Here is a 25,947-nt window from a genome sequence, read left to right on the forward strand (position 1 = left end):
TTATTTATTAACTAATGTTTCTAAAAAATGTGTGTCTATTTCTGTAAAGTCGTTAAAGTTGTATTGGGCTTCGTGCAATATGGCTTTATCGCCAATGCCAATACTTATCATTCCGGCAATGTTTGCTGCCTGTATACCCGCCACCGAGTCTTCAAAAACTATGGCGCCTTCGACATGTTTGCCAAGCTGCTGTGCTGCCTTAACAAAAACCTCGGGATCGGGTTTTGCATTGGTAACATCGTTACCGTCTACAATAACCTCAAAGTAGTTCAGTATGCCTACTTTTTCAAGTATTGGCCTTGCATTCTTACTTGCCGATCCTAATGCTATACCCTGCCCGTTCTCTTTAAGCCAGTTGAGTACAGGCATTACACCTACCAGGATCTCATCGGCCTGCATATTAGTAATGTAGTTAAGATAATCTGTGTTCTTTTCCAGCAGCCATGCCTCTTTGTCGGCATCGGTTGCCTGTACGTTGCCAAGACCAAGGATAATTTCGAGCGAACGGATGCGGCTCACGCCTTTTAGCAGCTCGTTGTGTTCGTGTGTAAAATTGATGCCCAAACGGTTAGCTATTTTTTGCCATGCCAAATAGTGATACTTGGCCGTGTCTACAATAACCCCGTCGAGGTCGAAAATAAATGCTTTTTGATTCATTATGTGATTGATTGATGTTTATGAGTTTACTACAGTGTCATCCGTATCTTTAACACGGGTAACAAAGAGTGCCGCGATAATAAAAGATATACCGCTCACTACAATAGCATAAATGGGGTTGCCATGATACAGGTATTTTACCATTGGCCCGCCTATAATGGCATTTACAATTTGCGGTATTACCACAAAAAAGTTGAAAATGCCCATATACACACCCATTTTTCGTGCAGGTATTGCCCCGGCAAGTATAGCATAAGGCATTGCAAGTATAGCAGCCCAGCCCACGCCCACGGCCATCATAGAGGCAATAAGCCAGTTAGGGTTTGGCACAAAGTAGACCGAGATTAACCCTGCACCTCCTATTAGCAGCGAATAGAAGTGCGTTTTTTTACGGCCTATTTTTTTTGCTATTGCCGGAAGAAAGAATGCAATTACTGCCGATACCGCATTGTACACCCCAAAGATGATACCCACCCAGTCGCCTGCCTGTTGATACAGGGCATTCTCTGCTGCGGTAAAATCTTTAAGCTCTTTTAATGGGGTACCATACAAATGGTGTGCAATGGCGGGTGTGGTAAACACCCACATGCCAAAAAGGCCAAACCAGCTAAAAAACTGCACCCAGCTAAGCTGGCGCATGGTTTTAGGCATTTTTGCAAAATCGTCGAAAATGCTTAAAATGCTGTGGTTCTCTTCTTTTGCAACAGGTGTGCCTGTTTCGGCCTGCGCGGCTTCAAATACCTCCATTTGCTGCGGAGTGTATTCTTTAGTAGTGCTAATGGTTAGCAATACAGCACCTACAAGGCATACCGCACCTATAATGAATGACAAAATGAGGTGATACGGAACCTGCCCCGGTGCAGCCTCGCTACTAACGCCAAACCAGTTGCTCAGCGCATAGGGCAGCCATGAACCAATAACGGCACCAAAGCCAATAAGAGCTGTCTGCACGCTAAAGCCAAGGGTTCTCTGGTCACTTGGAAGGATGTCTGCCACCAGTGCACGGAAAGGCTCCATGGCTACATTAAAAGAGGCATCCATTATCATAAGGAAGCCCGCACCCACCCAAAGGGCAGGCATTAATGCAGTAAGCGCCCCGGCCTGCGGCATACAGATAAGACCCAGTGCAGCTAAAAGCGAGCCTACAAAAAAGTAGGGCTTGCGGCGGCCAAAGCGTGTCCAGGTACGGTCGCTGTAATGGCCTATTATGGGCTGCACTATAAGCCCCATTAAGGGCGGGATTATCCAAAACCAGGAAAGGCTGTGCACATCGGCACCAAAAATTTGAAGGATACGGCTGGCATTTGCATTTTGCAGTGCAAATCCCATTTGGATTCCAAGATACCCGAAACTCATGTTCCAGATTTCCCAGAAACCTAATTTACGCTTTTCCATTATCGTAATTTAAATTATTAATACGATAAGCGCGTATGGCTTATCAAAACTATAAATTGAGTTGAAGTGGATCTATAAGCTTTGATAATCAGTACAAATATAATTGTTTTTTGATCGGAAAAACGCAGGAGTCAAAAAAAATTTCGGCGCAAAGGCCGAAATCCATTTTTTTAACTATTTAAAAACAAGTAGGTTATAAAAAACTACAACGTTGACGTATTGTTGATAAGTCACAACTACTTATGACGTACTCTCCCTTTCTACAAGGTGGGTTTCAATCAGTTCGGTGCGGTATTGCTCGTTTTCTTCCTCCTCTTCCAGCTCCAGGCGGTCTATCAGCATCTTGGCGGCACGGCCTCCCATATAGATACCGTTCTGGCTTACAGTGGTAATGCTTGGGCTGCTGTATTGCGATATAATGCCGTCAGTAAACCCAATTACCGATAGCTCTTCCGGAATTTTTATGCCCATTTTGGCAGCAAGTTTAATGCTTGTAACGGCAAACAGCTCATTCACAGCAAAAATGGCATCGGGTTTCTTGTCCTGCAGCAGTGCCTGTATCTTAGAGGCACAGCCTTCTATGTCTTCGATCTTAACAATAAGATCTTCGTTTATGGGCAGGTCATTATCTTTCAGGGCGTTAATGTAGCCATCGGTGCGCAGGCGGCCCACGCTCACATAGTCTACCGTTGTAACCAGACCAATGTTCTTAAAGCCTTTTTTTATAAGAAACTCCACCGCATCATAGGCTGCAAGTTGGTCGTCTATAATAACCTTATCACACAGTACATCGTTGGTAATACGGTCGAACATTACCACGGGCATGCCCTGATTGATAACCTCCTGTATGTGGTGAAAGTCTTTTTTTTGCTGGGTTTCTTTAGAGAGCGACATGATAAAACCATCGGTACTGCCGTTGGCAAGAATATCCATGTTTATTACTTCTTTGTCAAAGCTTTCGTCGCTAAGGCACACAATTACGTTATAGCCGTTTTCATTCGCCACCTGCTCTATGCCGCTAATAACCGTGGCAAAAAAGTGATGCACAATTTCGGGTATTATAATGCCTATTGTCTTGGTTTTTTTGTTCTTTAAACTTAGGGCAATATTGTTGGGTTTGTAGTTATAAAATTTTGCAAATGCCTGAACTTTTTGTTTTGTGTCTTCGCCTATCTCAGGGCTGTTTCTCAATGCTTTAGAAACTGTGCTTATAGACACGTCTAATTCCTTTGCGATTTGCTTTAAAGTGACCTTTCTCTTCATAACTCCAAATAGATTATTAAATTACAAATAAAGCGAATTGAAATTTTGATTTATGATAATTTTAACGCTTAAAAATGAAAAGTTTTCAACACGCCAACGTTTGCGTAAGCCTATTTCACGAAAACGTTTTTTTGGTAACACTAATTTAATATAATTTTATTCTCTGAAGTGAATTTATAAGCATAAAACCCAAATTTTAACCTAAACATTTTGTATGAAAACTATGTATCTAAAATTACTGTTTTTATTGCTGATGATGCCCCTTGGCGTGCTCGCCCAAAGCACGATTACGGGTGTTGTTCGCGATAATACCACCGGAGAGCCCATTCCCGGTGTAAATGTAATTGTGCAGGGCACCCCAAACAGCACTGCAACCGATCTTGATGGTAAATTTACCATTGGGAACCTAAAGAACGGCGACAAGCTGGTTTTTAGTTCTATAGGTTTTGCAAACCAAACCATTGCCTATACCGGACAAACAACTATTGATGTTGTTATGCAGGACGATGCAACCCAGCTACAGGAGGTGGTTGTAGTTGGCTACGGCAGCGTTAAGAAAAAAGACGCAACAGGTTCTGTAGACCTTATTACCACAAAAACTTTTAATCAAGGTTTTAATGCTACGGCAGAAAACCAGATAAACGGTCGTGTATCGGGTGTTACTATTGCAACAAACGGTGCTCCGGGTTCCGGGTCAGATATCCGTATAAGAGGTGGTGCATCGTTAGGTGCAAACAACAGCCCGCTTATTGTAATAGACGGTTTACCAATAGATAACAATACAAGTGGTGGAGCCACCAGTATTTTAGCTTCTATTAACCCTAACGATATCGAATCGTTCTCTATATTAAAAGATGCTTCGGCAGCTGCGATCTACGGTTCAAGGGCTGCTAACGGTGTAATTATCATTACAACCAAAAAAGGAGGCAAAGGCGGACTTCAGGTTTCATTTAACTCTCGCGTTACTTATAACACACTGGCTAAAAAAGTCGATGTGCTTTCGGCAAACGAGTACAGAAACCTTGTAAACACTCCGGGAGTTGCAACACCTGCGCAAATAGCGCTTTTAGGCGATGCAAACACCGACTGGCAGGATGAAATTTTTAACAATTCATTATCTGTAGACAACAACCTTACTTTAAAAGGTAACCTGCTAAACGTAATACCTACACGTTTATCTATTGGATATACTGATATTCCCGGTATATTAAAAACAGGCGAATTTAAAAGAACTACCACATCGGTAGCACTAAACCCATCATTTTTTGAAGATCACTTAAAAATCAGCCTAAATGCTAACCTTTCATGGCAGGATAACCGTTTTGCAGATGAAGGAGCCATAGGCAACGCTATTCGCTTTGACCCTACGCAGCCCGTGCGTGATGCAAACTCATATTATGGCGGTTATTTTGAATGGCTTGAGGCCGATGGTGACAGGGTAGGAACAGGAGCGCAAACAAACCCTGTTTCTATGTTGGAGCAACGCAGGAACGTTACAGATAACCGCAGGTTGTATGGTAATGTGCAATTTGATTATAAATTCCACTTTTTTGAAGACTTAAGAGCTGTATTAAACTTAGGTTATGACAAACAGGATGGCAACGGAACCAACACGCTTAGCAACCTGAGCCCGAATGGTTACTCTACCGGAACTTATAGTGGCGGCAATTTTGTAAACTATGGTTCGCGCACGTACTTTAATGATAAAAGAGAGAATAAACTTTTAGATGCCTACCTTGTTTACACCAAAGAGCTTGGCAAATTAAATCTTGACTTTACAGGTGGTTATACTTATCAAAACTTTACTGCAGTGCAATACAACAGCGGTAATATGTATGACCCTAACGCCATATCTGATGTAAATACAGAGCCTGTTGTTAATCTTCAGTCTTATTTTGGCAGGCTAAATTTAGGTTTTGATGATAAGTACTTACTAACCCTTAACTACCGTAGGGACGGTACATCGCGTTTTTCTAAAGAAAACCGTTGGGGAGACTTTTACGGAGGTGCTCTTGCGTGGAGAATTTCTAACGAAAATTTCCTTAAAGACGTATCGGCTATTTCAGAACTTAAACTACGTTTTGGTATTGGTGTAACCGGACAGCAGGATATAGGCGACCGTATGGCATATATACCCCGCTATACAACCTCAACAAGCCTGCAGGGACAATACCAGTTTGGCGATCAGTTTGTAAGTTTTGGACGCCCACAGGGTTACAACACCGGACTTAAATGGGAAGAGACTACCGATATGACCGTTGGTTTTGATTACGGATTTTTTAATAACAGACTTACAGGATCTTTTAACTACTTTGATAAAGAATCTAAAGACCTTCTTGCTACAGTTCCTTATCCTGATGGTTCTAACCTTACCAACCAGGGCTTTAGAAACTTCGGAAGCTTTACATCAAAAGGTGTTGAGTTTAATGTAAGCTATGACATTTTCCGTACTGAAAACTTTAACTGGAATGCTAATTTCAATGTATTCTATAACGAACGTAAAATTACTTCGCTGGCCAATGGTGTAGACATCCCTACAGGAGATATACAAGGTGGTGGCGGTAATACTATACAAATGCAGTCGGTAGGCTTTATACCAAACTCATTCTATGTATATGAGCAGGTATATGATGCTAACGGCAAACCGTTAGAGGGTGTATATGTAGACCGCAACAACAACGGTATAATAGATCCGGACGACCGTTACCACTACAAAAAACCAAATGCCGACTATACATTTGGTTTCCAGAATAACATGAACTACAAAAACTGGGATTTCTCTATGGCATGGAGGGCAAGTGTAGGCAACTACATGTACAACAACGTGGCCTCTAATACCGGAGTTTTACAGGCAGGTATTCGCTATAGCGATGTTATCAGCAACATTCACCGCGATTACTACAACTCAGGCTTTTTACAGGAAGGTAACAACCGTTTCTTCTCTGACTACTACATACAAAACGCTTCATGGCTTAAGTTAGACAACATTGTTTTAGGCTATACGATTCAGGACCCTATGGGTTACAACAACTCAAGGCTAAGGCTTAACGTGGGTGTACAGAACGTACTTACAATTACCAAATATGACGGTGTAGACCCTGAAATATTTAGTGGTATAGACAACACGATATACCCTCGTGCAAGGATGTTTATGTTTGGGCTTAACTTAGACTTTTAATAAAATTGACAATGAAAAATATAAAATTTATAACCGCTAAAGCTTTATTGCTGTTGTTTGTAGCAGTAATAACAGCTTCGTGTACAGATGACATGGACGTTACTCCAAAAGATGACGACGACTTTACATCTGAAGTATACTATCAAAACCCGCAGGCCTACAGGATGTTTTTAGCAAAACTATATGGCGGCCTTGCCCGTGCCGGTAATGGCGATGGCGATGGCGGTGAGGATATAGGTGGTATTCGTAATGACTTTAGCCCTTACCTGCGCTCTTTATTTACCATGCAGGAAGTTAGTACCGATGAAGCCAGTATTGCATGGCAGGATGGTAACCTTCCTTCTATGAACACGCAAACCTGGGCTACAGATAATGAGTTTATCTATGTAATGTATTCGCGTACTTTTTACCAGATAAGCCTTGCCAACGAGTTTTTAAGGCAATCTACAGATGCGCTTGTAAACAGCCGTCCGGTTGATGCAGCCATTAAAGCCGACATGGCATCATACAGGGCTGAAGCGCGCTTTTTAAGAGCACTTTCTTACTGGCATGCGCTAGACCTTTTTGGTCGCATACCTATTGTTACAGAGAACGATCCGGTGGGTTTCTTTTTCCCGGAACAAAAATCTAAACAGGAAGTTTTTGATTATATAGTGGCAGAACTTAACGCTATTGATGCCGACCTGAAAGCATCTCAGGCTAACGAATATGGCCGTGCCGACAGGATCGCTGCAAAAATGCTGCTTGCAAAAGTATATCTTAATGCAGAAGTATATACCGGAACTGCGAAATGGGCAGAAGCATCTGCTGCACTTGCCGATGTTTTAGGTTCTTCATACCGCATTGCACAGATACCTTTCCGCAACCTTTTCATGGCCGATAACGACAGGAACGGTGCTCAAAATGAAATTATTTTCCCGGTTAGGTTTGACGGACGCTATACAACAGGTGGCGGTACTTATTATATTATCCATGCTTCTATACTAACCACCATGAATGCCAGCGACTATGGTGTTAATAATGGCTGGAAGGGCCTAAGGGCACGCAGGGAGTTTGTAAACAAATTTAGCGATGTTACCGGTGCTACAGATAACAGGGCTATTTTCCACACAGAAGGACAAACACTTGATATGCCTGATTTTAGTAATGAAGCGTTTGGTTATGGTGTAACCAAGTTTACAAACCTTACTTCTACAGGAGGCGTTGGTACAGACCCATCGTTAAATTTTGTTGATACTGATTTCCCTATGTTCAGGCTTGCCGATGCTTACTTAATGTATGCAGAGCTTGCAGTAAGAGGACAGGGATCTTTAAGCCAGGCCGTTACTTATGTTAACGAGTTGAGAACAAGGGCTAATGCCCCTCTTATTACTCAGGCAAACCTTAACAGCCCTAACTTTATATTAGACGAAAGAGCCCGCGAGTTGTACTGGGAATGCCACAGGCGTACAGACCTGATAAGGTTTGGCAGGTTTACAGGTGGTTCATACTTATGGCAGTGGAAAGGAAATACCGTTAATGGTTCACCTACATCTACTGACCGAAATGTGTTCCCTATCCCGGCAAGGGCTATAACTGCAAATCCATCTTTACAACAAAACACCGGATATTAATTCACACTAATCTTATTCAAAATGAAAAATATAACCAAATCAATATTAATATTGCTTAGCATTTTTGCTATTTCGTGCGAGACTGACGATGTAGAAGACAGACCTGTGGCTATACCAACCGATGCTCCTGTACTTACTGCCCCGGATGATAACAGCCCTTATGTACTTAATATTACAGAAGCCGAAAGACAGGTTGAGCGTTTTGTATGGACCTCAGCTAATTTTGACCAAAACGTAGTAGTAAACTATGCTGTAGAGTTAGATAAAGCAGGTAATGATTTTGCCGCCCCGCAGGTAATTGGTACTGCTACAGGAAATCAGGTAGCAGTTACTACCGAAGTTTTAAACGGTGCAGCAATGGCCGCCGGAGGTGTGGCTTTTGAGGCAGGACAATTTCAAATAAGAGTAAAAGCAAGTCTTAACAGCACAGGCGAACCACTTTACAGTAATGCAATTACCGTTACGATTACACCTTATGTTACCTATCCTTTTAAAGACCTTTATCTTGTGGGTGATGCTACAGGAAGCGGATGGGATAATACCGCAACCAGCAACCTGTATGCCATGTACAGGGATCCTGAAAACCAAGACATCTATTCTTACACAGGACAATTTGCTGTAGGCGGATTTAAACTTTTACGCGAGAAAGGCCAGTGGGGTAATTCTTACGGATTAAATGGAACAGCTCTTGCATACAGGCCTACAGAGGCTGATCCTGATACTGCAAACTTTGCAGTAACTACAGCAGGTTATTATACGCTTACAGTTAACGTAGCCGATCTTACTTACACGTTGGTTCCTTATGACGCATCTGCGGCACTTATTTATCCTACCATAGGTATTATAGGCACTGCAACAGCAGGAGCATGGGAAAATGACACAGACATGACACAATCAACCTTCGACCCACACATATGGTATGTGCGCAATGCGGCACTTACAGCAGGTGGCGAAATGAAATTCAGGGCTAACAATGCGTGGGATATTAGCTGGGGAGGCCCTACATCTTATTCTGGTGTAGCAGGTATGCCGGGTACTAACATTCCAATCGGTATATCTGTAAATGGTGCTTACGATGTTTGGTTTAACGACATCACAGGCCAATATATTTACATACCTGTAAACTAATATTTAAAAATAACTAACCGGCTACACTTTAAGGGTATAGCCGGTTTTTATGTATTTATCATGAAAAAATTTACATTATTACTATTTTTAATGCTTACCACATTGGGATACGGGCAGTTAAGCACTACCCCGTCTCCGGCAATAGCTTCCGGTCAGGTAACATTAAATTTTAATAAGGCAGGCACACCAATGGCCTCTTATACCGGAACCATATATGCTCACATTGGCGTTACGGTAGACGGGCAACGCTGGCAAAACGTTAGGGGCAGTTGGGGTGTTAACAGCAGCCAGCCTACGCTAACATTAGTATCGGGCACCACATACAGCCTTACACTGGGTCCTGACCTTTATACTTATTTTGGCGTGCCTACAACCAGCACCATATCTGAAATTTGTGTGGTATTAAGGGCCGCGACAAACAGTCCGCAAACCACCGATGCTTTTTTGCCCGTAGGTGCTTTTCAGCTAAACCTTACGGCACCCGCAGCAAACAGCACTACCATAATAAATTCGGGCAGCAACTTTACGGTTTCGGCTAACAATACAAACGGCAATGCTGTTTACAGCCTTTCGGCAAACGGAACAGTTATAAATACTGCTACCACGGCAAACTACAGCTATACACACAACGCTGTTACAACCAATCAAAGCTATACGCTTACCGTAACACAGGGAGCTGAAACCATTACCCGAAGCTTTAACGCAGTGGTAAATCCAAATACCGTAAATGAGGCTATGCCACAGGACGTAAGAGACGGTATTAACTATCATGATAACACCTCTCAGGCCACATTAGTGCTTAACGCGCCAAACAAAGACTTTGTTTATGTGGCAGGAAGTTTTAATAACTGGCAGCCATCAACGGCTTATGCCATGAAAAAAGATCCCGCTACAGGTAAATTCTGGCTACAGCTTACGGGACTTACTGCCGGGCAAATTGAAACTTTTCAGTATTGGGTGGTAGACCAAACCCCGGTTGCAACCAGCCAGGCCATGGTTAAAACTGCCGACCCGTTTTCTACACTGGTGCTTTCGCCATTTGATGATCCTTACTTAACGGCTGCAGAATATCCTAACCTGCCTCCATATCCTGCCGGGCAAAACTTTGAGGTATCGGTGCTGCAAACAGGCCAAACGCCATACAACTGGCAGGTAACCGATTTTGTGCGTCCGGCTAAAGAAGACCTTATTATTTATGAAACATTAATAAGGGATTTTGACTCGAACAAAACCTGGGATGGCCTTGCAGCAAGAATAGACTATTTTAAAGGGCTAAATGTAAACGCCATACAGCTAATGCCTGTTATGGAGTTTGAAGGTAACATATCGTGGGGCTACAACACTGCCTACCACATGGCTCTTGATAAGGCTTATGGCACTGCTGACAGTATGAAAGCCTTTATAGACCTGTGCCACCAAAACGGCATAGCGGTTATTTTAGATCTTGCACTTAATCATGTTTACGGACGCTCTCCTTTAAACCGCATGTGGTGTAACGACCCAGATGGCGATGGTTTTGGTGCAACCACTACAGAGAATCCTTACTGTAATGTTGCAGCAACACACACCTATAGTGTGGGTACCGACCTTAATCATCAAAACGAACTAACCCAATACTACAGCGAGCGTGTAATTGAGCACTGGATGACCGAGTTTAAAATTGACGGCTATCGTTGGGACCTTACTAAAGGGTTTACCCAGGTTTGCGGAAACGTAGATAACACCTGTACCGAGGCTTATCAGGCCGACAGGGTAGCGATACTTAAACAATATGCAGACTATCAGTGGAATATTGACCCTGATTTTTATGTAATATTTGAGCACCTTGGCGGTGGCTCCGGACCAAACAGCTCTGCGGCTGAAGAGACTGAGTGGGCCAACTATCGTGTGGGGGAGGGCAAAGGTATTATGCTTTGGGCCAATAACAACTACCAATACAATCAGCTAAGTATGGGCTACGTTGCCAACAGCAATTTTAGCAGCATGGATTTTGAGAACAGGGGCTTTACCGCTCCGCGTGCCGTGGGCTATGCCGAAAGCCATGACGAGGAAAGGCTAATGTATAAAAATCTTACCTCGGGCGCGGCTGTACTTAACTACAGTGCACGAAACCTTGCCACAGCATTAGAAAGAACCAAAGCTATTGGAGCCGTTTTCTTAACTGTGCCCGGACCAAAGATGATATGGCAATATGCCGAACTTGGCTTTGATTATGGCATTAACCGTTGTGCAGATAATACTTATGCCAATGCCTGCCGTACAGACCCTAAACCGGTAGCTTCGGAAATTGGTTATACCACCGACGCTTCAAGAATGGCAGTTTATGATGTATGGTCGCAAATAAACAGTTTAAGGCTTAACAACCCTGTGTTTAAAACCACTACGTTTACTATTACAGCGGGTACTTTAACCCCAAGAATTGATATTTGGGATAATAATATACCTGAAACCGAACTAAAAGCGGTTATAGTATTGGCTAATTTTGGTTTAACACCGCAAACAGTAAATACTAATTTTTCTATAGCAGGCGATTGGTATAATCTTATGGATGGCACAACCATCAGCAGTACAACAGCAACCCTGACCCTGCAACCGGGCGAATACAGAATATTTGGCAACAGGCCTGCTGCACTTAAAAACGATGGTGTTAGTGCTACTAAGGCAGTGCTTTATCCTAACCCTGCAAACACGCAGTTTAGCATTAGCACAGCAGCTTCAAAAGTAGAGGTATATGCCATTACCGGGCAGTTAGTAAAAACCTTTGGTGCAAACGCTTCAGGTGCAGCTTATGATATAAGCACACTGGTTAGCGGCATCTATCTGGTAAAAATCACCGATAGCAACAATCGCCAAAGCACTATTAAACTTGTTAAAGAATAAAAATTTTGAGTTAGTTTATAAGTTAAGTTTTTTCATGAAAAAGGTTTCCCCGGTTTATTGGGGAAACCTTTTGTTATTTATATCATAAACCTTTATGAAAGGCTTTGCTTATGGGTTATCTTTAGGGTTATTTACTCGTTTAAAAATGAAAAAAACAGCACTATTACTGCTTTTCGCCCTATTTATATTTAGCTGTAAAAGCGGTAGCAAAACAACTGGCAAATCAGACAAAGCCGATGTTGAAACACACTATCGTGACGACTTTAGGTCGGCAGATGCTAAAGAAAAAAGCACGCTGCTTAAAGACCTGAAAGCCACACAGGCCAACTATAGTGTATTGATATTTACCCAAAACTTTAAAGGTGAAAAAATAGTGGTAAGCAATGCTGCCAAAAAGCTATACAGCAATTATGTAATATCTAACCTTAAAACAGGTATTGCCGACAAAACACGCATAGATAATACTGCCGACACTAAAATTTTTGACAATCTTACAAAAACCGAAATTGTGCTGCCTGCCAAAGAAACCGCCAAACATAAATTTATTTATGTAATGAAAAATACAGGGGGCAACAGTACTTTTATGGTTACCTACAGCAATACGCTACGTCCGCTTCAACCTTAAATTAAATCAAAAATTAAACGGTTTGCACAGGAGTAAAATAAGCATCGGAGGCATGCTTAAAAATAATCTTATTCACTATTTCCTGTGTGCGGTTAGGATAATCTACCGCAATAGGCTCGCCGTTAAGTATCCAGTGGGCAATAACATCTTCATATTTTGGCTTTAGTCCTTTTATAACAGGAACACCCATTTGCTTTAAAAGGGCAGCGTTTAGATGTTGCTCATATTGGTTCTTCATTGGTATAACCAGCAGTTTTTTACCAAGAAACATGGCTTCGGCAGGTGTTTCAAAACCGGCACCGCACAACACCCCGGAAGATGATGCCATACTTGCCGTAAACAGTTCGTTGTTTATTGGCCTGATGGTTATGTTTTTATGCACCACCTTTTTATGGTTGTGCTTACTGAACACATCCCACTGCACCGACGGGAAAACCGACAGGCGTTTTATAAGCGTCTTATCATCATAGGCAGGAAGATAAACCGTATAGTGGCCTTTATCTGAAACCTGCATATCGCGCACCTGCTTGCGGATGACAGGCGTATAAACACCATCGCCATGAGACTTAAAATGAAATCCGTATTTGGCAGTAGCCGGGGCATAATGCTCTAAAATAAGCCTGCCCATCCTGTCCTGATGCTCAGGTTGAGGAAAAGCAGCATTAAGCACTGCACTTTGATGACTTAACGATATACAGGGCTTATTTTTAAAATAACATGCCCATGCCGATACGGGTTCAAAATCATTAACCACAAGGTCATACTCCTCTACCGGAAGGTTCTGAATATTCTTTATAAGTTTTGTAGGGTTGCTGCGCCTAACGGTTTTCCAAAGGTCTACCCCACCGCTTTTGCCAAAAATAAAACTCAGCCCCTTAAACTGGTATTTTACTTTATAGGGCAGCTTGAGATCTCCTTGTATACCGCTTACCAGTATGTCTACCGCACCATGTTTTTCAAGGCACGGAATTACATCTATGGCACGGCTCAGGTGACCGTTACCCGTTCCCTGTATGGCATAAAGTATTTTCATGGTTTGTAGTGTGTTTCAAATTTTTTGTTGTGTTTAGTAGCAGTTGTTTGTGTGTTGCCCTTTAAAAAATCGCGCAGCCAGTATCCTGACTGTTTAATGGTGCGCTTTTGGGTTTCGAAATCTATATGTATCAGCCCAAAGCGCGCATGATAACCTTCTGCCCATTCAAAATTGTCGGTAAGGCTCCATACAAAATAGCCCTGAACATTTACTCCCTCCTGTTTTGCCTTCAGCAGTTCTTTCAGGTGCTCGTTTATGTAATGGGTTCTCAGGGCGTCGTTAACGGTTTCATCTACAACCTCATCGGCAAAAGCAGCACCGTTCTCAGTAATAATTATTTTATTGATTCCCTTATACTGGCTGAATTTGTGCAGCAAATGATACATGGTTTCAGGATACACCTCCCACCCCATTTCGGTAACCGTATTTATACCTCTCTTTTTAGCAGGGACGAGCCTTGCTCCAAGATAGGGTGTAAAGAACGATGCCTTTACCACTTCCCGTGTATAGCATTGAAGGCCTGTAAAATCAAAATCGAAAGCCATGGCCTCAATATCTCCGGGCTGCATGTATTTGTTGAGCCTTTTGAGCACCGGCAAATCGCTCTGCGGATAGCCCATCCCTAAAATAGGTTCTATAAAAGCACGGTTCAGCAGGGTGTCTACCCTTTTTGCCGCTGCTACATCTCGTGGATTTTGACTTGCAGACTCTATATATGTACAGGAAAATGTAGTACCTATGTGTGCATGGGGTAACTCGCTCCTCAAAATCCTGCCTCCTGCTGCGGTGGCAAGTGTAACATGGTGCACAGCCTTTATAAAATTGGTTATGCCCTTTTTGCCCGGAGCATGTATGCCAAAAAAATAGCCTGCTCCGGTAAACACCGATGGCTCGTTCATTACCATCCAGTGTTTTACACGGTTGCCAAAACTGCGTGCGCAAACTGCGGCATAATCGGCAAACCAGTTTACACATTCGCGGTTGGTCCATCCGCCTTTAAGCTCCAAGTCGTGCGGAAGATCCCAATGGTATAAAGTTACCCATGGCTCTATGCCGCATTGCAGCATAAAATCGATTATTTTATTGTAGTGGTCTATTCCGGCTTGGTTTACCGGGTGCTGCCCTGTGGGCATTATGCGCGACCAGCTTATAGAAAACCTGAAATTGGGAATATGAAGCTGACGAATGAGTTCGATATCGTCTTTAAAACAGTTGTAAAAATCGCAGGCATCCATGGCATGGTGTCCGCCTTTTATGGTTCCTCTTTTGGCCGTAAAAACATCCCATATTGAGAGACCTTTACCGTCGGCATCATGGCTGCCCTCTATCTGAAAGGCCGCAGTAGACACACCCCATTGAAAATCATCTCCAAAAAGGGCTCTGTCAAGATCAGTAACAGGAGGTACTTGCATCCGGCTAATAACAGTGCTTTATTAGTGAATAAAAGTAGACTTCATTGCCCTTAGCAACAGCCACTCCTTAAACCATAAAAGGGGTTTTAAAAAGAAATTTTTCATGATACTGCTTTTCACTCAAAATAAGACAATTAGCATTATTTTAGAGTGAGGTGATGGTTATGAAATTGTTAAATGAGATTTGAGTATTTCCTGGTAGATAAGAAATGTAATAAGTATGATTTTTAAGCCTTCTATCGAGGCTTTTTTTGCACATTATACAATTTTAAAAGCTTTTACAATTATCTTTACAAGCCCGCACAATAAAATGCGCCACACAAAAGTTAAAAAAGTAAAAGCACACTATGGCATCAAGGAAAACAAAACTGGTTCTCTTAAAGATATTCAGCCTGTTTTCTGTAGTTCGCGGTTACAACATTCCGGTAATAGCACTTGCGCAATACCTATCGGCCATATTTATTTTAGATAAAGAACGCCGCGCACTCGACGTGATCCTTGACGGAAACCTGTTCCTTATCGTGCTGGCATCATCACTTACCATTGCTTCGGGCTACATTATCAATAACTTTTACGATGCCAAAAAAGACCTAATAAACCGCCCAAAAAAATCAATGCTCGACAGGCTGGTGAGTCAGGGTACCAAACTACAGGTATATTTTGGACTTAATTTCCTGGTAGTAATCCTGGCCTTTATGGTTTCGTGGCGGGCAGCGTTCTTTTTTTCGGCTTATATTTTCCTTATTTGGTTTTACAGCCACAAGCTTAAAAAATATCCTATAATTGGCAATCTCACTGCGGCCCTGCTTGCAGTATTGCCGTTTTTTGGCATACTTATGTACTTCAAGAATTTTTATGAAGTAATATTTGCGCATGCTACATTCCTTTACCTGCTCATTCTTATCCGCGAGCTTATAAAAGACCTCGAAAACCTGCAGGGCGACCTTGTGAACAACTACCGCACCATACCGGTAATTCTTGGCGAAAAAACAGCCAAAGTAATCATTGCTGGCCTAACACTGCTTACGGTTATACCCGTGTACCTGCTTATAGATGTTTATGACGTTGGGTATATGGATATTTACTTTTATACGGGCATGATCGTTATTATTTACTTTCTGTACAAACTGCAACGCTCCCAATCGCGTGCCGATTATCTATTGCTGCACAACACCCTTAAAGCCCTTATAGTTGCAGGCGTTTTTTGTATTGTGCTTATAGACCCTTCTGTTTTAGTACACGGCAGGCAGTTGTTAGCGGCTATTTAATTATCTTTGCAAAAAATTAGTGCATAATGAGCAACGGTAACAGCAATAATGGCGGCGCCCGCGGGCGTGGCGGAAATGACAGAAGGAAGAGCAGCAACGGCCCGTCTAAACCTCTCAATAAACTTAGAAAACCTACAGCCAAGAAGGCTGCACCTGCATCTGCCGATGGGGCTGCGCCTAAAAAAGAAGTTTTTAAAGGTAAACCGTTTACAGAAAGAGAACGCAAACCGGCTGTTGCCAAACAACCTGCAAACCCTAACGAGCTGAGACTAAACAAATACATATCTAACTCTGGTGCATGTTCGCGCAGGGATGCCGACCTGTACATACAATCGGGCAACGTAAAAGTTAACGGTGCTGTGGTTACAGAGATGGGCTACAAAGTGCAGCTTACCGACAGGGTTGAATTTGACGGCAGGCTTATTACTCCGGAAAAGAAAGAATACCTGTTGCTTAACAAACCTAAGAACTTTAGTACCAGTGGCGATGCCGAAGGCGATATGCGCAACGTTGCTGAGCTGGTTCGTAATGCAACTACAACAAAACTACAGCCTATTGGCCGTATGGATAAGAACACTACCGGACTTCTTATTTTTACAAACGATACAGATATGATAAGGAAGTTTGGACTGCCAAACCAAAAATCATTCAAAATATACCAGGTTAGCCTTGACAGGAACCTAAAGTTTGAAGACCTTGAAAAAATTGCAGGCGGTGTAACCCTTGACGGACACAGGTTGTTTATAGACGAGATAAGCTATATTGACGGAGAGCCTAAAACCGAGATAGGGCTTAAACTGCGCACACAGAACATAAAAGTAGTTCGTGCCATTTTTGAATCGTTTAAATATGACGTGCTTAAGGTAGACCGCGTGGCTTATGCCGGGCTTACTAAAAAGAACCTTCCGCGCGGCAACTACAGGTTCCTGACAGAGCAGGAGATCATCAACCTTAAAAATTCGCAATAATGCACCAGCCTAAAGATTTAGAAAATATAGCCCTACAGTGGCTTGAGGCTTTTAATGCCCGCAACCTCGATGCGCTTTTGAATCTTTATGCTGACGATGCAGAGCACTTTAGCCCTAAACTTAAAGTGCACAAACCTGAAACCAACGGGCTTGTAAAAGGCAAAGCCGCCCTGCGCGACTGGTGGGAAGGGGCTTATTTAAGACTTCCAACGCTTAATTACAAAGCTACTAACCTTACAGCAAACAGCAACCGCGTATTTATGGAATACATTCGTACGGTTGAGGGCGAAGAAGATATGGCTGTTGCCGAACTGTTTGAGGTTAAAGACGGCAAAATAGTGTTCTCACGCGTCTATCACGGATAAAAAAACAAGGGCTGTTTTAGAAAAACTATTGCTTTTCTAAAACAGCCTTTACCATATTATCTTCTTTAAGGATCATTTCATAATAATCTTCCTCACTTAAAAGCTGGCGGGCAAACTCGGCTGCAAGGTAGCGTTTTACCTTATCTTTATGCGCTTCCAGTTTAAACACCAAACCATTCTTTAAAAGGTAGGCATTAAAGGCTTTAAAATATTTATCGGTACTGGTAACCTCATCAGTAATTTTATCGGCAGTAAGACCTTCAAGTTCTTTTCGGTCTTTGTCGAGCTGCTCAAAAACAAAATAGCCTGTAATACCGCTTTGCATAACCATGCTAATGGCCTCATCTCCATGTTTACCTTCAAGCGGAACAAACACATCGGGCACAATGCCGCCGCCGCCATATACTGTGCGGCCTTTTAGCGTCTTAAATTTAAGTGTATCGGCCACTTTAATACTGTCGGCAGCATAGAGTTCGCCACTCTCATAACGCTTCTGGAAATCGTTAAAATATTCCTCGTCGCCATTGGCATAGCTGCGCTGTATAGATCGGCCGGACGGAGTGTAATAGCGCGCCACTGTTAAACGTACTGCACTGCCATCGCCAAGTGGCATTTCGCGCTGCACAAGACCTTTACCAAAAGAGCGTCGGCCAACAATAGTTCCACGGTCATTGTCCTGTATGGCACCGGCAAGAATTTCGCTGGCACTGGCACTGTTTTCGTTAATCAGCACATACAACTGCCCGTCTTCAAAAATACCTTTAGCCGTAGCATCAGTAACATCTACACGTTCTTTTTTATTTTTGGTCTTAACAATAAGCTGTTTGTCTTTTAAAAACTCATCGGCAATCTCAACCGCCTTTTCAAGATATCCGCCGCCATTATCCCTCAAATCTACAATAAGCGATGTTGCTCCCTGTTTTTTAAGGCTTTCGAGCGCGCTGTGAAATTCGGTATAGGTAGTTTCGGCAAAGCGGTTTACTTTAATATAGCCCATTTTAGGAGCAACCATAACAAAGGCATCAACGCTTTTTATAGGCACTACATCGCGGGTTACGTTTACTTTAAACTTCTTTTTATCGCTTTTGCGATAAATGGTTAGGGTTAATTTAGATCCCTCCTCTCCCTTAAGTTTAGAAAAAAGCGTGTCGTTAGCCAGCTTTCGCCCAAAAAGTTTATAATTGCCTGCATACAAAATGCGGTCGCCTGCTTTTAGCCCGGCTTTGTCGCTTGGGCCTCCGGGAATGGGTTTTATTATAGCAACCGAATCTTTATACATATAAAAGTTTACACCAATGCCCACAAAATCGCCTTTCATGCTTTGGGCAACCTCTTCCATTTCGTTCTTTGCAATATAGACCGAGTGCGGATCGAGCTTTTCGAGTATGCTGTTAACCGTAAGATCTACAATACTGTCGGTATTAACATTGTCTACATACTCGCTGTCTATAAAATCGAGAAGCTTGTTGAGCTTGCTTTTGTTACTGCTGCCTGTAATGAGTCCTGCCTGCTGTGCCGGATAGTTTAAAAAACTGCCCAACAGCACCCCAACAGCAAGTGCGGTAGCCAACAGTATGGGTATGTAAATTTTATATGTTGTTTTCATTTATATATGGTCTGCGTTGGGTACACATTCTACTGCCACCCCTGCCCTCTCTAAAAAGCTAATGCCGGAGTTGTCTTTATAAGCCTCCTGATATACCACACGGGTAATACCGGCCTGGTGTATTAGCTTGCTGCAGTCTTTGCAGGGCGACATAGTAATGTATAGCGTTGCGCCTTCGCACGATTGTGTTGAACGGGCTACTTTTAAAATAGCATTGGCCTCGGCATGGAGCACATACCATTTGGTAATGTTGTCGTCATCCTCGCAGCAATTTTCAAACCCCGACGGTGTCCCGTTATAACCGTCGGATATTATCATCCTGTCTTTAACAATAATTGCGCCAACTTTTCGGCGTTTGCAGTAAGACAATTGCCCCCATTCGCGCGCAATGCGCAGGTAGGCTTTATCATATTTATTCAGTTTCTCTGTCATTTCAATATAAAGGAACACCTGCATTAAAGGTAGTGCAGATGCTGTTATGTTAGATTAAAATTACCAAAATTTGTTTTCGATTATCATAGGCACTACCACCCCAGCCACAAACGCTGATGTTACCAGTACCCAGTCGCGTTTTTGGAGCCCGGCGAAGCGTTGCAGCGCAAAACCTGCCAGTAGCGAAATTATTACCACAATAAGCTGCGCAGCCTCTATGCCCAGTGCAAACTCTAACAACGGCAGCAGTTTGGCATCGTGTTTTGCGATTATTATTTTAAAATAGTTGCTAAAGCCCAGCCCGTGTACAATGCCAAAAACCAGCGTAGTTAATGCCACAAAGTTTAGCGCACTGTTATTAGCCGACTTTTTAGCCGATATAAAAATGTTATATAAAGCCGTGGCGAGTATGGTTATGGGTATTAAAAACTCTACAGCGGCACTGTTAACCGTTAATACTCCGTAAACGGAGAGTATTAGCGATGTAGTATGCCCAATGGTAAAAAGGGTTACCAGCAGGAGAATGTTTTTCCAGTCTTTAAAGGCATAAGGCACGGTTAGCACCAGGAGGAACAGCACGTGGTCGTAAGCATTGATATCTAAAACGTGGTGCAGGCCTATATTGAAGTAAAGCCAAAAATCGTTCATTGTTGAGCATTAGTTAATGGCTGTAAACTTACGGTATTTTTTTTATTGGAGTTAATTTGTGGATTTGGTTATTTGAGAATCTGCGGTAATTATGATTACGCAGAATCCGCCCGCAGGCTTAGCTTCGTGTTCTATTAACACAAATTACCAAATCCACAAATTATCAAATTCACTCCTTAGATATCTTTAGTAACAATCTGTAACGTTTCGCGGCTTAGCTGGCGCACCAGTACTTCTTTGTTTTTAGCCACGGCATCGGCACTGTTTTCATTAAAATGCCTAATGGTGTATAAAGATACATTGTCGTTATAGGTTACCTGGAATTTTTTAGAAAGCACGCTTTTCAGTTCCTGGAAGTTGCCAAACTTATCGTCTACACAAACAGAGAAGCTAATGGCAGTGTTTTGTATTAGGTGTACCTTGATCTTGTATTTGTGCAACAGCATAAATATTTCGCTGATGTTCTCTTCCATTATAAACGAAAAGTCGAGTGATGACAGCGATATAAGCAACTGGTTCTTTTTAACAATAAAACAAGGGGTTTGCGGCTCCAGGTCGGCGCCTTTACTAACGCTTGTACCCGGCAACAGCGGATTTACAAACGATTTTACGTACAACGGAATCTCCTTTTTTTGTAACGGCTGTAGCGTTTTAGGGTGAATTACTGTTGCACCATAAAATGCCAGCTCTATAGCCTCTCTGTAAGATATTTGGTTTAGAAGTATTGCGTTTTCAAAATAACGCGGATCGGCATTAAGCACTCCCGGAACGTCTTTCCAAATAGTAACATTTTCGGCATTAAGGCAGTAGGCAAAAATAGCCGCTGTATAGTCAGACCCTTCACGGCCCAGCGTGGTAGTAAAATTGTTCTCATCGCTGCCAAGAAAACCCTGCGTAATGTTAAGCGTTTTCTTTTTAACGTTCTTAGAAATATTCTTTTGTGTTGCCTCCCAGTCTACCACGGCATCGCGATAGGTGTTGTCGGTCTTTACAAACTCGCGCACATCGAGCCACGAGTTTTTAAGCCCAAGATGATTAAAGTAATGGCTAACAATTGTAGTCGATATAATTTCGCCAAGGCTAACCACCTGGTCATATACAAAGTTATAGTTTGGCGACTTGTTGTTTTTAAGAAAACTTTCAAGATCGGTAAATATCTTGCCTACGGCTGTAAAAACAGCATTGCTTTCATCATCAAAAAGTTCAAGCAATATTTGGTTATGATACTTTTTAACTTCCTGTATGGATGCCTGTAACTCGGCCGATTTATCAAAATAGTTCTTTATAACCACTTCAAAGGCGTTAGTGGTTTTGCCCATGGCACTTATTACCAGCAGCACGTTTTCGTGTCCTACCTGTTGCAGTAAATTATATACGTTTTTTATACCCTCGGCATCTTTAACAGACGCTCCTCCAAATTTAAATACTTTCATTAATACGTTTCTTGTTTCGGTATGTTCTTAGTTCAGTTGGGCAGTAAAAGTGGCTATGCCCTCTTCGTTCATTTGTGCCACACGCCAGTCGGCAAAAACCTTTGCGCCCGATTTTTCGTAAAAGTCAATTGCCGGGGTGTTCCAGTCCAGCACGGCCCATTCTACACGGCGCACACCCTGTGCTTTGGCAAATTTAAAGACTTCTTTATATAATGCACTGCCAATGCCGCTTCCGCGCATGCTCTCAGTAACTATCAAATCTTCAAGATGTATGGTGCGCCCTTTCCAGGTGCTGTACCTGTAATAGAACAATGCCATTCCTTTAATAATACCTTCAACCTCTGCAACAAAAATTTCAAACATTGGGTGTTCGCCAAAGCCATCGTTTTCAAGGTCTTGTACAGTTACTTCCACTGCCTCAGGTTCTTTTTCAAAAACGGCCAACTCTTTAATGAGTTCCAGCACTGCCGGCATATCTTCTTTTACTCCTTTACGAATATTCATAAATCAAATTTGCACAAAAATACGGTCAAAACCGCAGGCAGATAATAAATTATTTTCATATCACAAAAATGCAGATATTTGTACACAACCATAACTATAACGAGATTAGCAATGGAAGAAAGAAACAAAACCTTAGGAGAATTTATTATTGAAAAGCAGGAAGAGTTTATGTACTCTTCGGGAGAGCTTTCGAGGCTCATTAACTCGATCCGCCTGGCGGCAAAAGTGGTAAACTACAAAGTAAACCAAGCCGGACTGGTAGACATTACAGGAGCGGTAGGCTCGCAGAACATTCAGGGCGAAGACCAGCAAAAACTGGATGTATTTGCCAACGAAACCTTTATTGAAACCCTTGTAAACCGCGAAATTGTGTGCGGTATTGCCAGCGAGGAAAACGACGATTTTATTGTTATTAAAGGCAAAGATGAGTGCCATAACAATAAATATGTCGTGCTTATGGATCCATTGGACGGTTCAAGCAACATTGATGTTAATGTGCCGGTAGGGACCATTTTTTCTATTTACAGGCGCGTTACACCTGTGGGAAGCCCCGTTACACTCGACGATTTTTTACAGCCCGGCGATGCACAGGTGGCAGCAGGCTACATTATTTATGGCACCAGTACTATGCTGGTGTACACTACAGGGCATGGGGTAAACGGTTTTACACTTAACCCGGCCATTGGCACATTTTACCTAAGCCACCCTAACATGCAGTTTCCTAAAGACGGAAATATCTATTCTGTAAACGAAGGTAATTATGTTCATTTTCCGCAGGGAGTGAAAGATTATATTAAATACTGCCAGCGCGAAGAAGAGAACAGGCCTTATACCTCGCGCTATATTGGCAGCCTTGCAGCCGATATTCACCGCAACATGATAAAGGGCGGCATCTATTTGTATCCTACCAGCTCTAAAGCCCCAAAGGGCAAATTAAGGCTGTTGTATGAATGCAACCCTATTGCCTTTATTGCAGAACAGGCAGGAGGCAAGGCAAGCGACGGTTTTGGCCGCATTATGGAAATTAAACCTACCGAACTGCACCAACGCGTTCCGTTTTTTTGCGGAAGTTATAACATGGTTGCCAAAGCAGAGGAGTTTATGGCGAAAGCCTCGCCACAACACACAGCAAAACCGGAAGGAGCAGCTACATTGTAAGGTTTAAAGTTTAAAAAAGTAATAGAGATGGCCATAAATCCTGAAAATGGATTTGTGGCCTAATTATTTTCAGGCTTAACTTTAAAATAGTGCATATAAATCTTACCGTCTTTTACCTCAAGTTGGCCAAATAATTTCTTGTTTTTCATGGCAAAAGCAATGGTTTTGTTAAGATACAGATTGCGGTAGTTGTTATCATATCTTGTTGAATATATACTATCGGCAATTGTGGCAACAGGAATTATTTTGCCATTTTCTATTTTAGCAATGTATTCTTTATTGTTGTCATTTACAATAAATCTAATGCTGCCGTTATGAATAAAAGTAGGGCCAAAACAAAAGTCATCCGTACGCTCATATGTTATATCCCCTCTATATAGATTCCTTATGCCTTTGTCGTAACCTCTAACCGAACGCTCATAAAAAACACGTATGCCATTTTTACCTAAAAACCTTTTATAATTGCCTTTCCCTATGTTTTCAAGTTTTTTAGGATCATCTATCACATTTACTTCGTTTGGGCTTATCAAATAATAAGAACCTTTAAATTTAAGTATTTCAGGCGTTAAAAATCCGGCGGCTTCATATTCCACTCCTGTTTTTTTATCTTTAAACCATGTTGCACTTCCCCATTCGCCATAATCAAGAGATGTAACATAATATTCATCATCTTCAAAAACAACATCGTCAACTGTTTTTACAGATACAGATTTCTCGTTTTTTTCATCTAAAAAAAATGCTTCAGGATCGTAATATGATTTTATAATTACACTGTCATTATGAATGAATATATCATCACGTCCAAACTCTGCTCCGTCGATGGAACATTTTATTTTTCTGATATTACCATCAGGATCAATAATGCCAACGTGTGAAAATCGGTAATAGCCAAGGCTGTCTTTAGCGAAAGAAGAATAATAGTATTTATCGTTATAATGCAATAAGGGCCGTATTGCTTCGTGGTCGGTTATAACAATGGTATCGGTAATAATGGTGTAACCATTTGTTTTTACACTGTTGCCCCATATAAAGATAGCTTTATCATTATTGCATGAGATGAAAATCAGGGCAAAAATTAAAAACAGATATTTTTTCATTCTTTAAAATTAGAAAATATAACAAAACAGGCAGCTTTTTGGGCTGCCTGTTTTTGTTTTTAATTACGGGTGCATACTACCAACTATCGCCGGGGCCTTTACCATCACTTTTAAAAGCTATGGCCAAAGCCTGCGCATTGGCAGTAAAATAGTTCTCAATAAGGTTTTTCACTTTTTTATCGGCAACTTTGCCAGCCGCTGTATAAACAGACGTTAGCGGATAACTCTCCCTGCTGGCACCGCCCTGTTGGGCATAAATGCTGATATTGCCGTAGGTAATTCGTGCTTTGCCGTCTTTAAACTCCAAGCTTGTTGTATATGTTGCAGTATAAGAAACATCCTGCCCGTTCTTTGTCAGGGTAGTAATACTGGCATCGGTGGTGTCATATATTAACGATTTTCCGGCATTATCCCCGGTAAGGGAAATTTTGGTATCGGCAGACTTTGTTTCGATATATTTTTTTGCCGAGGCATAAAGCGTATCGGCAGGAATTCCCGGAGATTCTACAATAATATAATCTACCTTGCCGTCTTTTTTAGAAACTAAACCACCTGTTTTAGAAACAACAAAACCCTGCGAAAACCCTGATGTAAAGGCGCATAGAAATAGTAGTACAATTGCTTTCATAGTTACTTTAGATTTGTTTTAGTCTAATTTACAGCAAAAACGAAAGCCAGATTTAAGACAACGGCTTATTTACATTTTTTTTAACAGCACCGGTTTTATTGCACTTTACGAAACAATATCGGTCATAAAAAAAGCCCTCGGCTGAGGGCTTTTTACTATTTATTCATGTGCTGCATTTCATATACAAAAGTGTCGCTGTCTACATTTAGCACCAACAGCGAAAGGGCTTTGTCTACAATATAAGCCACGTTGCCCGGTGTAAAGCCAAGGGCTAGGGCAAAGCGTGTAAGTATCTCTTTTTGTCTTGGCCCAAGCACGTGGTCGGCATACACCATACGGCTAAGGTCATACAGCCTTTCAAGCCTTTGCACATAAAGGTGCGGCGGGTTGATAGGAAATTTATAAGGGTTTGCCAAAACCTCTTTATATTCATCTTCCGAAATTTCAAGGCGTTTGGCCAGCTTGTCTATAAAGTGCCTTTCTTCTTCGCTAAGGTGGTTATTTTCCATAGCAACCCTTACAATAGAAGCAAAGTGTCCTTTGTTCCTTTCTTTAAACCCGCTGTCAAACAAATCTGAAATAGACATAGTATATAGTATTTTTCGTGAAAATTTCGGCAAATATACTTTTATATTTTTTTATGTAAATAATTTTGG

The 25,947-nt window shown here is 41.9% G+C and carries 22 protein-coding genes; 9 read left to right on the top strand and 13 right to left on the bottom strand.

What is annotated here, in order from left to right; all coding sequences use genetic code 11:
• The 3 genes from pgmB to GR160_RS08210 all read right to left on the bottom strand — a co-directional run bounded on the left by pgmB (position 1) and on the right by GR160_RS08210 (position 3,315).
• Positions 1-657, bottom strand: coding sequence for a beta-phosphoglucomutase (pgmB, locus tag GR160_RS08200; RefSeq protein ID WP_160749375.1), 657 nt, complete (start codon positions 655-657; stop codon positions 1-3).
• An 18-nt stretch (positions 658-675) separates the two neighbouring features.
• A complete protein-coding gene (locus GR160_RS08205) occupies positions 676-2,052 on the bottom strand; it encodes an MFS transporter (RefSeq protein WP_160749376.1) in 1,377 nt (458 codons plus the stop codon).
• A 240-nt stretch (positions 2,053-2,292) separates the two neighbouring features.
• Complete coding sequence (locus GR160_RS08210) at positions 2,293-3,315, bottom strand: LacI family DNA-binding transcriptional regulator (protein ID WP_160749377.1); 1,023 nt, start codon at positions 3,313-3,315, stop codon at positions 2,293-2,295.
• Positions 3,316-3,529: 214 nt separating this feature from the next.
• Here GR160_RS08210 and GR160_RS08215 point away from each other — a divergent pair, with 214 nt between their 5' ends.
• The 5 genes from GR160_RS08215 (at position 3,530) to GR160_RS08235 (ending at position 12,739) form a co-directional block, all read left to right on the top strand.
• Positions 3,530-6,493: a SusC/RagA family TonB-linked outer membrane protein gene (locus GR160_RS08215; RefSeq protein ID WP_160749378.1), complete on the top strand. Its 2,964-nt coding sequence runs from the start codon at positions 3,530-3,532 to the stop codon at positions 6,491-6,493.
• 11 nt (positions 6,494-6,504) lie between these two features.
• Positions 6,505-8,106, top strand: a complete 1,602-nt coding sequence (locus GR160_RS08220; RefSeq protein ID WP_160749379.1) for a RagB/SusD family nutrient uptake outer membrane protein — start codon at positions 6,505-6,507, stop codon at positions 8,104-8,106.
• A gap of 21 nt (positions 8,107-8,127) precedes the next feature.
• Entirely contained in the window at positions 8,128-9,234 is a 1,107-nt protein-coding gene (locus tag GR160_RS08225; RefSeq protein WP_160749380.1) for a SusE domain-containing protein, read from the top strand.
• Positions 9,235-9,294: 60 nt separating this feature from the next.
• A complete protein-coding gene (locus tag GR160_RS08230; RefSeq protein ID WP_160749381.1) occupies positions 9,295-12,114 on the top strand; it encodes an alpha-amylase family glycosyl hydrolase in 2,820 nt (939 codons plus the stop codon).
• A gap of 145 nt (positions 12,115-12,259) precedes the next feature.
• Complete coding sequence (locus GR160_RS08235; protein ID WP_160749382.1) at positions 12,260-12,739, top strand: hypothetical protein; 480 nt, start codon at positions 12,260-12,262, stop codon at positions 12,737-12,739.
• A gap of 13 nt (positions 12,740-12,752) precedes the next feature.
• Here the strand turns inward: GR160_RS08235 and GR160_RS08240 are convergent, their stop codons facing one another.
• Positions 12,753-13,772, bottom strand: coding sequence for a glycosyltransferase family protein (locus GR160_RS08240; protein ID WP_160749383.1), 1,020 nt, complete (start codon positions 13,770-13,772; stop codon positions 12,753-12,755).
• Positions 13,769-15,184 (bottom strand): GH1 family beta-glucosidase, encoded by a 1,416-nt coding sequence (locus GR160_RS08245; protein ID WP_160749384.1) that lies wholly within the window; start codon positions 15,182-15,184, stop codon positions 13,769-13,771. The genes GR160_RS08240 and GR160_RS08245 overlap by 4 nt, the downstream gene beginning before the upstream one ends.
• A gap of 347 nt (positions 15,185-15,531) precedes the next feature.
• On the opposite strand from GR160_RS08245, the gene GR160_RS08250 reads away from it, so the two are divergent.
• Genes GR160_RS08250 through GR160_RS08260 form a run of 3 tightly spaced genes read left to right on the top strand, consistent with a single transcriptional unit; the run spans position 15,532 to position 17,785 of the window.
• Positions 15,532-16,452 (top strand): geranylgeranylglycerol-phosphate geranylgeranyltransferase, encoded by a 921-nt coding sequence (locus GR160_RS08250; protein ID WP_160749385.1) that lies wholly within the window; start codon positions 15,532-15,534, stop codon positions 16,450-16,452.
• Between the two features lie 26 nt (positions 16,453-16,478).
• Positions 16,479-17,420 carry a pseudouridine synthase gene (locus tag GR160_RS08255; RefSeq protein WP_160749386.1) on the top strand — a complete coding sequence of 314 codons (942 nt, stop codon included), beginning with the start codon at positions 16,479-16,481 and terminating at the stop codon, positions 17,418-17,420.
• Entirely contained in the window at positions 17,420-17,785 is a 366-nt protein-coding gene (locus GR160_RS08260) for a nuclear transport factor 2 family protein (protein ID WP_160749387.1), read from the top strand. Before GR160_RS08255 ends, GR160_RS08260 begins: the two co-directional genes overlap by 1 nt.
• A gap of 25 nt (positions 17,786-17,810) precedes the next feature.
• Here the strand turns inward: GR160_RS08260 and GR160_RS08265 are convergent, their stop codons facing one another.
• The 5 genes from GR160_RS08265 to GR160_RS08285 all read right to left on the bottom strand — a co-directional run bounded on the left by GR160_RS08265 (position 17,811) and on the right by GR160_RS08285 (position 22,408).
• Complete coding sequence (locus tag GR160_RS08265; protein ID WP_160749388.1) at positions 17,811-19,391, bottom strand: S41 family peptidase; 1,581 nt, start codon at positions 19,389-19,391, stop codon at positions 17,811-17,813.
• A complete protein-coding gene (locus tag GR160_RS08270) occupies positions 19,392-19,823 on the bottom strand; it encodes a dCMP deaminase family protein (RefSeq protein WP_160749608.1) in 432 nt (143 codons plus the stop codon).
• A gap of 60 nt (positions 19,824-19,883) precedes the next feature.
• Positions 19,884-20,471, bottom strand: a complete 588-nt coding sequence (locus GR160_RS08275; protein WP_160749389.1) for a HupE/UreJ family protein — start codon at positions 20,469-20,471, stop codon at positions 19,884-19,886.
• Positions 20,472-20,647: 176 nt separating this feature from the next.
• Positions 20,648-21,904, bottom strand: a complete 1,257-nt coding sequence (locus GR160_RS08280; RefSeq protein ID WP_160749390.1) for an aspartate kinase — start codon at positions 21,902-21,904, stop codon at positions 20,648-20,650.
• A gap of 27 nt (positions 21,905-21,931) precedes the next feature.
• Entirely contained in the window at positions 21,932-22,408 is a 477-nt protein-coding gene (locus GR160_RS08285) for a GNAT family N-acetyltransferase (protein ID WP_160749391.1), read from the bottom strand.
• Positions 22,409-22,519: 111 nt separating this feature from the next.
• Here GR160_RS08285 and fbp point away from each other — a divergent pair, with 111 nt between their 5' ends.
• Positions 22,520-23,566 (top strand): class 1 fructose-bisphosphatase, encoded by a 1,047-nt coding sequence (gene fbp / locus GR160_RS08290; protein WP_160749392.1) that lies wholly within the window; start codon positions 22,520-22,522, stop codon positions 23,564-23,566.
• A gap of 59 nt (positions 23,567-23,625) precedes the next feature.
• Here fbp and GR160_RS08295 read toward each other — a convergent pair whose 3' ends face one another.
• From GR160_RS08295 to GR160_RS08305, 3 genes are all read right to left on the bottom strand, one after another.
• Complete coding sequence (locus GR160_RS08295; protein WP_160749393.1) at positions 23,626-24,663, bottom strand: hypothetical protein; 1,038 nt, start codon at positions 24,661-24,663, stop codon at positions 23,626-23,628.
• A 76-nt stretch (positions 24,664-24,739) separates the two neighbouring features.
• Complete coding sequence (locus tag GR160_RS08300) at positions 24,740-25,291, bottom strand: DUF4468 domain-containing protein (RefSeq protein WP_160749394.1); 552 nt, start codon at positions 25,289-25,291, stop codon at positions 24,740-24,742.
• A gap of 155 nt (positions 25,292-25,446) precedes the next feature.
• Positions 25,447-25,878 carry a TerB family tellurite resistance protein gene (locus GR160_RS08305; RefSeq protein ID WP_160749395.1) on the bottom strand — a complete coding sequence of 144 codons (432 nt, stop codon included), beginning with the start codon at positions 25,876-25,878 and terminating at the stop codon, positions 25,447-25,449.
• Positions 25,879-25,947: the final 69 nt, after the last annotated feature.

Origin of the sequence: Flavobacterium sp. Sd200, from assembly GCF_009826935.1 — a bacterium.
GTDB lineage: Bacteria > Bacteroidota > Bacteroidia > Flavobacteriales > Flavobacteriaceae > Flavobacterium.

Bases quoted from the DNA above. Each gene is read 5' to 3' on its own strand.
- GR160_RS08285 (WP_160749391.1), bottom strand. From the start codon at position 22,408: ATGAATATTCGTAAAGGAGTAAAAGAAGATATGCCGGCAGTGCTGGAA.
- GR160_RS08225 (WP_160749380.1), top strand. From the start codon at position 8,128: ATGAAAAATATAACCAAATCAATATTAATATTGCTTAGCATTTTTGCT.
- GR160_RS08235 (WP_160749382.1), top strand. From the start codon at position 12,260: ATGAAAAAAACAGCACTATTACTGCTTTTCGCCCTATTTATATTTAGC.
- fbp (WP_160749392.1), top strand. From the start codon at position 22,520: ATGGAAGAAAGAAACAAAACCTTAGGAGAATTTATTATTGAAAAGCAG.
- GR160_RS08305 (WP_160749395.1), bottom strand. From the start codon at position 25,878: ATGTCTATTTCAGATTTGTTTGACAGCGGGTTTAAAGAAAGGAACAAA.
- GR160_RS08270 (WP_160749608.1), bottom strand. From the start codon at position 19,823: ATGACAGAGAAACTGAATAAATATGATAAAGCCTACCTGCGCATTGCG.
- GR160_RS08205 (WP_160749376.1), bottom strand. From the start codon at position 2,052: ATGGAAAAGCGTAAATTAGGTTTCTGGGAAATCTGGAACATGAGTTTC.
- GR160_RS08275 (WP_160749389.1), bottom strand. From the start codon at position 20,471: ATGAACGATTTTTGGCTTTACTTCAATATAGGCCTGCACCACGTTTTA.
- GR160_RS08255 (WP_160749386.1), top strand. From the start codon at position 16,479: ATGAGCAACGGTAACAGCAATAATGGCGGCGCCCGCGGGCGTGGCGGA.
- GR160_RS08230 (WP_160749381.1), top strand. From the start codon at position 9,295: ATGAAAAAATTTACATTATTACTATTTTTAATGCTTACCACATTGGGA.
- GR160_RS08265 (WP_160749388.1), bottom strand. From the start codon at position 19,391: ATGAAAACAACATATAAAATTTACATACCCATACTGTTGGCTACCGCA.
- GR160_RS08250 (WP_160749385.1), top strand. From the start codon at position 15,532: ATGGCATCAAGGAAAACAAAACTGGTTCTCTTAAAGATATTCAGCCTG.
- GR160_RS08215 (WP_160749378.1), top strand. From the start codon at position 3,530: ATGAAAACTATGTATCTAAAATTACTGTTTTTATTGCTGATGATGCCC.
- GR160_RS08280 (WP_160749390.1), bottom strand. From the start codon at position 21,904: ATGAAAGTATTTAAATTTGGAGGAGCGTCTGTTAAAGATGCCGAGGGT.
- GR160_RS08260 (WP_160749387.1), top strand. From the start codon at position 17,420: ATGCACCAGCCTAAAGATTTAGAAAATATAGCCCTACAGTGGCTTGAG.
- GR160_RS08240 (WP_160749383.1), bottom strand. From the start codon at position 13,772: ATGAAAATACTTTATGCCATACAGGGAACGGGTAACGGTCACCTGAGC.
- GR160_RS08220 (WP_160749379.1), top strand. From the start codon at position 6,505: ATGAAAAATATAAAATTTATAACCGCTAAAGCTTTATTGCTGTTGTTT.
- GR160_RS08300 (WP_160749394.1), bottom strand. From the start codon at position 25,291: ATGAAAGCAATTGTACTACTATTTCTATGCGCCTTTACATCAGGGTTT.
- GR160_RS08210 (WP_160749377.1), bottom strand. From the start codon at position 3,315: ATGAAGAGAAAGGTCACTTTAAAGCAAATCGCAAAGGAATTAGACGTG.
- pgmB (WP_160749375.1), bottom strand. From the start codon at position 657: ATGAATCAAAAAGCATTTATTTTCGACCTCGACGGGGTTATTGTAGAC.
- GR160_RS08245 (WP_160749384.1), bottom strand. From the start codon at position 15,184: ATGCAAGTACCTCCTGTTACTGATCTTGACAGAGCCCTTTTTGGAGAT.
- GR160_RS08295 (WP_160749393.1), bottom strand. From the start codon at position 24,663: ATGAAAAAATATCTGTTTTTAATTTTTGCCCTGATTTTCATCTCATGC.